Annotated in this window: 8 protein-coding genes; 6 read left to right on the top strand and 2 right to left on the bottom strand. The window is 36.6% G+C overall.

What is annotated here, in order from left to right:
• Positions 1-6: 6 nt before the first annotated feature.
• Genes HMPREF3034_RS11900 through HMPREF3034_RS11875 form a run of 6 tightly spaced genes read left to right on the top strand, consistent with a single transcriptional unit; the run spans position 7 to position 8,086 of the window.
• Positions 7-210, top strand: coding sequence for a helix-turn-helix transcriptional regulator (locus HMPREF3034_RS11900; protein WP_036868481.1), 204 nt, complete (start codon positions 7-9; stop codon positions 208-210).
• Positions 211-221: 11 nt separating this feature from the next.
• A complete protein-coding gene (locus HMPREF3034_RS11895; protein ID WP_062435784.1) occupies positions 222-2,495 on the top strand; it encodes an N-6 DNA methylase in 2,274 nt (757 codons plus the stop codon).
• Positions 2,496-2,500: 5 nt separating this feature from the next.
• Positions 2,501-3,856: a restriction endonuclease subunit S gene (locus HMPREF3034_RS11890; protein ID WP_036868477.1), complete on the top strand. Its 1,356-nt coding sequence runs from the start codon at positions 2,501-2,503 to the stop codon at positions 3,854-3,856.
• Positions 3,857-3,858: 2 nt separating this feature from the next.
• A complete protein-coding gene (locus tag HMPREF3034_RS11885) occupies positions 3,859-5,640 on the top strand; it encodes an ATP-dependent nuclease (RefSeq protein ID WP_036868475.1) in 1,782 nt (593 codons plus the stop codon).
• A 1-nt stretch (position 5,641) separates the two neighbouring features.
• Positions 5,642-6,583, top strand: a complete 942-nt coding sequence (locus tag HMPREF3034_RS11880; protein WP_052044482.1) for an AlbA family DNA-binding domain-containing protein — start codon at positions 5,642-5,644, stop codon at positions 6,581-6,583.
• 24 nt (positions 6,584-6,607) lie between these two features.
• Positions 6,608-8,086: an RNA-binding domain-containing protein gene (locus HMPREF3034_RS11875; protein ID WP_062435781.1), complete on the top strand. Its 1,479-nt coding sequence runs from the start codon at positions 6,608-6,610 to the stop codon at positions 8,084-8,086.
• A gap of 59 nt (positions 8,087-8,145) precedes the next feature.
• Here HMPREF3034_RS11875 and HMPREF3034_RS11870 read toward each other — a convergent pair whose 3' ends face one another.
• On the bottom strand, positions 8,146-8,793 hold the full coding sequence (locus HMPREF3034_RS11870) for a hypothetical protein (protein WP_062435778.1): 648 nt from the start codon (positions 8,791-8,793) through the stop codon (positions 8,146-8,148).
• A gap of 2 nt (positions 8,794-8,795) precedes the next feature.
• Positions 8,796-9,434: relaxase/mobilization nuclease domain-containing protein (locus tag HMPREF3034_RS11865; RefSeq protein ID WP_062435774.1), on the bottom strand; the 639-nt coding region annotated here is incomplete at its 5' end.

The raw sequence follows: 9,434 nt of genomic DNA, 5'->3' as shown, positions 1-9,434 counted from the left end.
ATAAGTATGGAACGCAAGAAAATAAACCGTCTAAAGGTGGTTCTCGCCGAAAAAGGAATGACCAATAAACAACTGGCAGAAATCTTGGATAAAGACCCTGCAGTTATATCAAAATGGGTAACGAATGTTGCCCAACCCAATGTAGAAATGTTCATTCAGTTGGCAAAGATATTGGGAGTGAGAGTTGATGATTTGTTGTGGACAGAATAAAGAATATAATTATGACAATACAAATAAAAGATAACAAAATATACGCTCCTTTAAAGGATAAATGGCTTGTGTTGAAACCAGAGGAAGAAGTAAGACAAAAATATATCAGCCGTTTGGCAGATAGCTATGGTTATACATTTGACCAAATGGGGCAAGAATTGCAAGTTACCAATTCAAAACGTGGGCAAGGCTCAGCCCGTGCGGATATTGTCATTTGGAAAAGTAAAGAGGACAAGGAAGGTAAAAAGTATCCTTTAATAGTTGTGGAATGTAAGGCTGAATCTGTTACCATACATAAGGAAGACTATTATCAGGGTATGAATTATGCTTCTTGGGCACACGCAGATTTCTTTGTAACGACTAACTTAAAGGAAACTCGTATTTTCAAAATTGTAAAAGGACAAATCCCAGATAAATTGGATGAAATTGTAGATATTCCAAACGCAGAACAAGCTGGTAATAGGAAAGAAATAGACAAGTTGTTAAAGCAGACAAAGGCTTTTACACGTGATGAATTTTCGAAGCTATTATTCAAATGTCACAACATTATCCGCAATAATGACAAACTTTCTCCAGAGGCTGCTTTTGATGAGATTAGTAAGATCCTTTTTATTAAGATACGCTATGAACGTGAAAATGATGAGGGACAGATATTCTCGAAAGAAAGGTTTGTTGTAAATAGAAAGGCATACGAAAAGTTAAATAAGGAAATGGGTGTAACAGATGCCATTCCCTTCTACCAAAACCTGTTTGAAAAAACAAAACAACAATTTGCAAACGACCATCTCTTTGATGATAATGCTAAGATAGAGATACGAGAAAATAGTTTTGAGCAAATCGTTAAAGAGTTAGAGATTTACAATCTCTCTACAACCTCTGACGATGTGAAAGGTATTGCCTTTGAAAAGTTCCTTGGTAAGACCTTTAGGGGGGAGTTAGGACAATTTTTCACCCCCCGCACCATTGTTGATTTTATGGTGTCAATTCTTGACCCACAAGAAGGAGAATTGGTTTGCGACCCTTGCTGCGGAAGTGGTGGCTTTTTAATCAAAACTTTTGAGTATGTGCGCGAGAAGATAGAAAAAGACATTGAGCAGCAAAAAGAAGGGATAAAAACGGAAGAGTATGGGGAAGACTATGACAAGATGTCTGATAAAAAGAAGCAGCAGATTGAAGCAGAAGTTGCACAAACCTTTTCTTATTTGAATGAGGAACTGAACATCAATAATGAAAAGGGGCGTTTGCGCTCTTTGTCATTTGACTGTATCTATGGAACAGATGCCAATCCTCGAATGGCTCGAACAGCCAAGATGAATATGATTATGCACGGCGATGGGCATGGAGGTGTACATCACCATGATGGTTTACTCAATGTAAATGGTATTTTCGAGAATCGCTTTGACATTATTCTTACTAATCCTCCTTTTGGGGCAAGGGTTGAGAAAGACTTAAAAATATCAGAGGCAGACAGATTCACTGACGAAGCTAAAATTGAAGAATATGTCAATCGGTATGGGGAGGCATATAAGCAAGCTCTGCGTCAGGTAAACGATCATATAGGTAAATCACTATTGAGCCTTTACAATATTGAAAGTAGCCTTACGGAAGTGTTATTTATTGAACGTTGTCTAAACCTTCTAAAGCCGGGTGGCAGAATGGGGATCGTATTACCCGAAGGGGTGTTGAACAATACCAATCTGCAAAAAGCTCGTGATTTTGTGGAAGGTAAAGCAAAGATATTGCTGATTGTTTCCATTCCTCAAGATGTATTCATTGCATCAGGAGCAACTGTAAAACCTAGTCTGTTGTTCTTTAAGAAGTTTACTGAAGACGAGGCTGCGACTTACTCTCAAATACAGAGTGAAGCTCAGATAACAGTTACTTCAAAATATCAGGAAGAGATAGATGAACTTCAAGAGAAGCTGAAGTTAAGAGGGAATGAAGCACCCTCAAAAGAAGAAAGGAAAGATTATCGAGCAAAACTAAAAGCTCTGCAAGAAAAAATCGAGATGGAGGTAAAAGCAGTAGTTAAAGAAAAGTTCGACTATGAAATCCCTATAGCGGAGATACAAAAAGCTGGTATCAGCACTACGGGTGCAGAGATTGAAAACGAGCTTATACCTTTGGCAAAGGAATATACACCTTATCGTATTGAAAACAATTTATGGGGAGTCCCGATAAAGAAAATTGGGTACAAGACAGATGACGAAGGATATACTTTTCGTTATAGGATGACAGACGGTATTGTCTCCGAGCCAGAACCATTTTATGATGCAAAGAAATAAAGTGTATGCATAGTAAAAATTATAACTACATTAAAACAGTTGACTATAAGCACCTCTCACTATGGGATGTAAAGCGATATGTGGAAGAGAATATATCGTTTGACAACTCCATCAAACTAAGCGAGGTCCTACAACCATATCATGTTCCCATCTCAAAGCAAGAAATGATTGCCAATGACTGGCAGATCATCTCAAAAATAAGTTTTGCAGGCAATTTGTTTCTAAGGGATAAGAATGACAATGTATCTTTCAAGGGTAATCTGAATAAAGTAGATGCAGACTCATTGATTTACTCTAAAATAAATATAAAGCATGGGTGCATATATTATCATTCCAAAGGTGCTATCCCATTCGGAGTAAGTTCTGAATACCCCGTTTACAAGATTGATTCAACAAGAGTTATAGGCGAGTTTCTCGTTATGGTTATTAGAAGCAATTTCTTTAAGGACATTCTGAATAAGAAGGTTACAGGCATTTCGAAGGCAAGGCTTAAACCAAATGAATTCCTTGATACGGAAATACCATTACCATCCCTTAAAAGACAAGAAGAGATGGTCTCTGCATATAAGTCAAAGTTGGAAGAAGCAAAAGCCTTGGAGTTGAATGCTCAACAAACTCAGCAAAGGATGAATTCTAATTTGCTGGAAATGTTGGGTATTGATAAAAGAGAAGATGGAGAAGATAACGTAGCTGATAATAATCATTATTTGAAACTTGTAAAATACAGCAAAATTTCAGTATGGGGGACTAGTTTAATTCGAAACAACCAGCATCAGAAAGATGGGAAATATCCTGTCATGAAAATAAAAGACCTTTGTCAATTGGGAAGCGGTGGGACACCTTCTCGGTCATGCTCGCAATACTACAAAGGTACTATCCCTTGGATAAAAACAGGGGAAGTATTAAATGAAGAGATATTTGACACAGAAGAGCATATAACAGAAGAAGCTATTGCAAATAGCTCAGCTAAACTATATCCCAAGGGTTCTTTGATAATTGCGATGTACGGGCAAGGAGAAACAAGAGGCAGGACGGCTAAAATGGGTGTTGATGCCGCGACTAACCAAGCATGTGCTGTACTATACAATATTAACAACAACATTGTTAGTACAGATTATCTTTGGTATTATTTGCAAGGATGCTATGATGATTTACGCTCTTTAGCTACTGGTAATAATCAACCGAATCTCAATGCAGGTAAAATTAAAAATTATGATATCGCGATACCTTCTATAGACATACAAAATAAAATAGCTACATATATCATGGAGCAGAAAGTGTTCATAAAGGAACTTAGGAACAAGATCCAAGATATGAAGGAGGAAGCTACAAAACAATTTGAAAACGAAATATTTAAATAAGTATGGCAAGTAATTTCTTAAAACTAATATCCTTGTCAATAAAAGGGTATAAAAATATCAAAGCTTTACAGATAGACTTTGAAGCAAAAAAGGGCATTTCTGTTCTAATCGGTAAGAACGGATGTGGAAAAAGTCATGTACTTGAGGCTTTTTCATCAATCTTTGCTGGTTTGTATAATAAAAAATTGTATGAGCCTTCTTTTAATTATGTAATAAAGTATGAGATTGCGGCCAAAAAAGTAGAGATACAGAAAGAAAAAAAGTATAGCTTTAAGGTTGATGATAAGTTTCTTGCGCAAACAAAATTCTTTAATGACGTTTCTCTTCTTCCAAAGAATGTGATCGCATGCTATAGTGGTGATAATTTACGCTTATGGAATGACTGCTATTGGCCATATTATAACGATTATATATCTACAATTAAGAATGCCGATAGTATTCCAGAATTACCAATGCTCTATATTAATCGGTATAACCTAACAATTTCTCTGTTATTATTATTTTTTCACGATTTTGAAGTCTTTACTGACGTAAAAGAATTTTGTAATAACACCTTAAATATACAGAGTATATCTAATGTGAAATTTACGTTTAATCTAAAGAAAATACGTGAATGGAAGGAAAATTTAGTCATACAAATGGTAAAGGCTCTTTGTAATATAGATAGCATATCAGAACTTTCAACGGGCACAATAGAGCTTACTACTATTCAACTTAGAGAACGGTTGGAATACATGGAACAAAGAGAATTTTTCAAAATCATGTATGCCGCTACAATGCCTAAAGAGGATAAAATTATAACCGATATATCATTCGATATTCTTTTAAACAATGGAGCTACAATCTCTTTGGAAGATTTAAGTGAGGGTGAACAGAAAAACTTGCTGATGTTTGTGATACTCGAAACTATTGCAGATGAAAATTCTTTGCTTCTATTTGATGAACCAGATTCTCATATTCATATAAGTAGGAAAGCTCAATTGAAAGAACTTTTTGAAAAATATCCTAACAGAGAGAATGTTATGACTACGCACTCCCCCACATTGGCTGTGAAATTTGAAGGACATATCGAAGGATTAGGTATAGACACAGAAGGGTATACTGTTAGTATTGATAATGAAAAAGCAAAACTTGTAACCTCTATTACAGATAACATGTGGAATGTCCATGAGCAGAATATGTTTTTAGCTTCAAACAAACAAATGACCTTATTGGTAGAAGGGAAAACTGACAAAACGCATATAGAAGAAGCTTTTAAGCATCTCAAAGGAAACTTCCCATTACTTGATTTCGATGTTTATTCTATGAACAGTAGTGAGCATATTCGAGAGGTATTAATAGGTCTATCATGTTCGGAAATAGTATGGGGAAAACAATTTATTGGTATCTTTGACAATGATGATGCTGGGCAACAAGCCATAAAGAGTGGATTTGAAAAGGAAGCTAATAATGACAAAATTAAGCATGTAAAATACAAAGACGGTACACCTTCAAAGTCTTTCTATGCTTTTTTATTACCAAAACAAAAAGGATATAATGATAAAGGCTTTACGATAGAAAATTGCTATGATGCGTCTAAATACGAGGAGGCGTTCAGTTCCGCTTTAGAAGAAAAAAAAGGACATTTTATAGGATTATCCATTGACACCATATCAGAAAACCTAAGGAATAAATCTAAAACAATCTTAGCAGAGAAAGCCAAGACCTTTAATGACGAAGACTTTGAAGGCTTTAAACCTATATTTAGTTTATTAGACGAAATTAGATCTCTTAAAGAAATATAATATGGATTTTTATAATCTTGAAAATTATACGATAGACGACATCGAGTATCTCATAGCTAGTGAGATTGAGGAGAATATACATCTCGACTATAAGGCAGCTGGTGCTTTAGATAAAGATGATAAAAAACGTACAGAGATAACCAAAGACGTTTCTGCTTTTGCTAATTCAGATGGGGGAATTATCGTTTATGGTCTTTCTGAAAAAGACAATAGACCGCAAAGTCTAAGCCCAGTAGATGGACGAATATACACAAAAGAGTGGTTAGAGAATGTGATACAGCTTATTCAGCCAAAGATTGAAGAATTAAAAATATTTCCCGTCAGAATTAACAATTTAGACCAATCTATATATGTTGTTAAAATACCAAGGAGTGGTGCAGCACCACATATGGCAAGAGATAAGAGATATTATAAACGCTTTAACTTCAAATCTGAGCCGATGGAAGATTATGAAGTAAAAGATGTATATAACAGAGTTTCTGTTCCACAATTAGAAATATTGGGATGTTTCCTATCTAAAAAAGAGAAAAATGCAGATGAAGTCGAGTACATTCTTGGGGCAACTATTGGGAATTGGGGCAACAAGGAGTGCACTACTTACAAGTTGAATTTCTATATTAATCATGCCCATTATTGCCACAACATATCGTATTCACCCTTAGAAGTTAAGAACTCTTATACATGGATTGAAAGAGAACGTCTAAAATTAGGTTCACCATCACAAGAAGTAATTTTCCCCAACGAGCAATTAGATATAGGACATTTTAGGGTTTCTGTAAAAAAGGAGAATGAAAACATTTTCTTAGAAGGTCTAGTAATAGATATGATTCTTTTTTACCCAGGTGGTCATCAAGATATAGCATATATACCATCTAAAAATGAATATGTAGAAGGACGTGATAAAATAGAAAAATTGTTAGAGAAAATTAATTCTGAAAAGTAAGAATTTCTAAATAGCTTAAATAAAATGTCTATAGAAGAAGTACAGAAGCATAAAGAAGACCAAACTTTTGACTGCAAGAGTATTCAAATTGATCCCAAAACATTGGCAATTACCATCGTGGCATTTGCGAATGCCGATGGTGGAACGATTGCTATTGGTGTGTCTGATAAGACGAGGAAGATAGAGGGCGTGGATCAACATACAGAGAAGCTGAATGAGTTGCTGCGTGTTCCTTTGGATTTCTGTAATCCTTCTGTGCCTATTACCAGCGACCTACTGCCCTGTACTGATAAGGATGGGAATGATAATCACATCTTGTTAATGTACATCCCTGCAAGTTCTGAGTTGCATGCTAACCAAGTAGATGAAGCCTATATGCGTGTTGGCGATAAGAGCAGAAAGTTGACTTTTGAAGAACGTATACAATTAATGTATGACAAAGGAGAACGCTACTATGAAGATACGGCTGTGTATGGTGCTACGGTAGATGATATTGATATGGCTGCTGTCGAAAGATATACAGAATTGATTGGTTATGCCAAGTCTGCCAAGCAATATCTACATGAGAATAATAACTTCATAACTACCAATGCAAAGGGAGAGGAGCAGGTTAGTGTAGCTTGTATCCTGTTGTTTGGTAAATATCCTCAAAGGTTCTTTCCTCGTGGGCGTACTCGCTTTATCCGTTATAAAGGTACAGAAGAGAGAGTGGGCGCAGAAATGAATGTGATTAAGGACGTAACTTTTGAAGGAACGATACTTGATCAGGTGAAAGCCACGATAGCTTATCTTGAAACCCAAGTGGAGGAACACACTTTCCTTGGACAGCATGGACAGTTTGTAACCAATAGGGATTACCCAAAGTTTGTGATCCAAGAAATGGTTGTCAACGCTTGCTGCCACCGAGCCTATAATATAAAGGGTACGGAAATCCAAATTAAGATGTTTGACAATCGCCTTGTATTCGAGTCGCCCGGTAGATTACCCGGAACGGTCAAGCCCTCTAACATCCGACATACGCATTTCTCACGCAATCCGAAAATTGCTCAATTCTTAAAAGCATACGACTATGTAAAAGAGTTTGGAGAGGGTGTTGATCGTGTATGCAGGGAATTGGAAGCTAATGGTACACCACATTTATCTTTCCATCTTGATGATTTTATTTTGAAAATTACAGTACCGAAGGTGGCAGAAAATAGCAATAAAGTAGCAGAAAAGGTAGCAGAAAATAGCAACAAAGTAGCAGAAAAGGTAGCAGAGGCAAATAAAAAGGTAACAGAAAGATTAATTGAAAAGGCTAATGCTCATGGAGAAAGATTAACGGCTAACCGAATCAAGATATTGGAACTGATGTTAGAAGATCCCTATATATCAAGGGCAGATTTGGCTAAAAATATAGGAATTAGTGAAACTTCCATCTATCGTAATATTGAAGTTATGCGTGGCAGATATCTCCGTCGTGTTGGACCAGATAATGGTGGCTTTTGGGAAATCATAGAATAATATGGTGATATAACAAGCCCAACCTGCATCTCGTTTGGTTGGGCTTGCTTCGTAGAGTATTATTTCAATTTCTTCTGCATCAAGCTATCAGCCTTAGATTTTAGTTGTAAGTCGTATCCGTCTGCCTTTTCTTTGATTAGCTTGATAATCTTTTCATCACGATGAATGTCAAATACCTCATTGAGCCATAGGATTTCCTTGGGACTACATCCTCTCCATACTCTGATGATGCGGAATTTCAAGGCATCATCTTCATATTGCTGTTTGCTTTGCAACAAGAAGTAATTGCCGACCAAAGAAATAAGACAGAGGATAGACACAGCCACCACAGTAATAAAGACTTTCGATGACTTAATGTCAAAACTATGCCTATGAATATGTTCCTGCGGTTGTGGATGCTCTTTCTGCTCCTGCCATTCGTGCAACATGGTCATGACGCTTGCCACCAATTTGTCCATGGATTTAGCCTCCTCGTCTTTGATGCGCACTTGTACTCCAATATACTTGTTAATCACATCTTTTGTTCGCTGTTCATACTGATTGAGCAATTCCTGTTCTTTCTGCTCATCACTTTGTGCTGGTGTAGATTGAATAGGGAGAGAAACAGGACTGTTCTCCTTTTCTTTCAACTCCTTTAGCTCCCTGTAAATTGTCTCCAGTTTGTTTTTGATTTCCTCAAAGAGGACAAATGTATTATTATCAGCCATAGTTATAAATGTATTTTACGTTTTTTCTTTTTCTTCTTTTTATCGAGTGTGTTGTAAACCTCCGCAGGGACAGTACCATGAGTTTGAAACAAATCCAATCCTCCTCCTATAAGGTCGTTGGTAATTTCGCTCGTAACACTTGCAACATTAGATATGAGGTTTATCATTCCTTGTGTCTGCTGTTCGTGTTCCCTGTTATTTTGTTGCAGGGCAAAGTCTATCTTGGAATAACTGAAACCCCTATCCACCTTTGAACCATTGAAATGATAACCGTTCTTTTCAAAGATGATGCCCTGCACCTCCTGTGAGTTACCTTTGTACTTGAAACGGACATCAATATTTTGCTTTTCCAAATGACTAAGGAGAGTTTTCCAATCCCTGCATCGAGTTATTTCTGCTTTCAACACCTGATAGATTTCATATTTTGTCTTGTCAGGTTCTTTCAGGCGGTGTTCCTTGACATTCTCCTTGCCATCGGCGAAATACAAACCATATTTGGCGGTCAGTTCCTTGCAGATCTTTTCACTTCTGAACCTGTCGTTACGGTCAGAAATGGTCTTTCCGTTATTATCTATCCGATTGAAAGCGATATGAACATGTGGATGTTCCTTGTCAAAGTGGCGACCGATAATGTACTGTGT

Source organism: Prevotella sp. DNF00663, from assembly GCF_001553265.1.
Classification (GTDB): domain Bacteria; phylum Bacteroidota; class Bacteroidia; order Bacteroidales; family Bacteroidaceae; genus Prevotella.
Note: the sequence above shows the minus strand (reverse complement) of the source record. Positions and strands in the feature narration are given on the sequence as shown.

Excerpts from the sequence above, each read along its gene's own strand:
- HMPREF3034_RS11880 (WP_052044482.1), top strand. The coding sequence starts at position 5,642 with ATGGATTTTTATAATCTTGAAAATTATACGATAGACGACATCGAGTAT.
- HMPREF3034_RS11900 (WP_036868481.1), top strand. The coding sequence starts at position 7 with ATGGAACGCAAGAAAATAAACCGTCTAAAGGTGGTTCTCGCCGAAAAA.
- HMPREF3034_RS11895 (WP_062435784.1), top strand. The coding sequence starts at position 222 with ATGACAATACAAATAAAAGATAACAAAATATACGCTCCTTTAAAGGAT.
- HMPREF3034_RS11890 (WP_036868477.1), top strand. The coding sequence starts at position 2,501 with ATGCATAGTAAAAATTATAACTACATTAAAACAGTTGACTATAAGCAC.
- HMPREF3034_RS11870 (WP_062435778.1), bottom strand. The coding sequence starts at position 8,793 with ATGGCTGATAATAATACATTTGTCCTCTTTGAGGAAATCAAAAACAAA.
- HMPREF3034_RS11875 (WP_062435781.1), top strand. The coding sequence starts at position 6,608 with ATGTCTATAGAAGAAGTACAGAAGCATAAAGAAGACCAAACTTTTGAC.
- HMPREF3034_RS11885 (WP_036868475.1), top strand. The coding sequence starts at position 3,859 with ATGGCAAGTAATTTCTTAAAACTAATATCCTTGTCAATAAAAGGGTAT.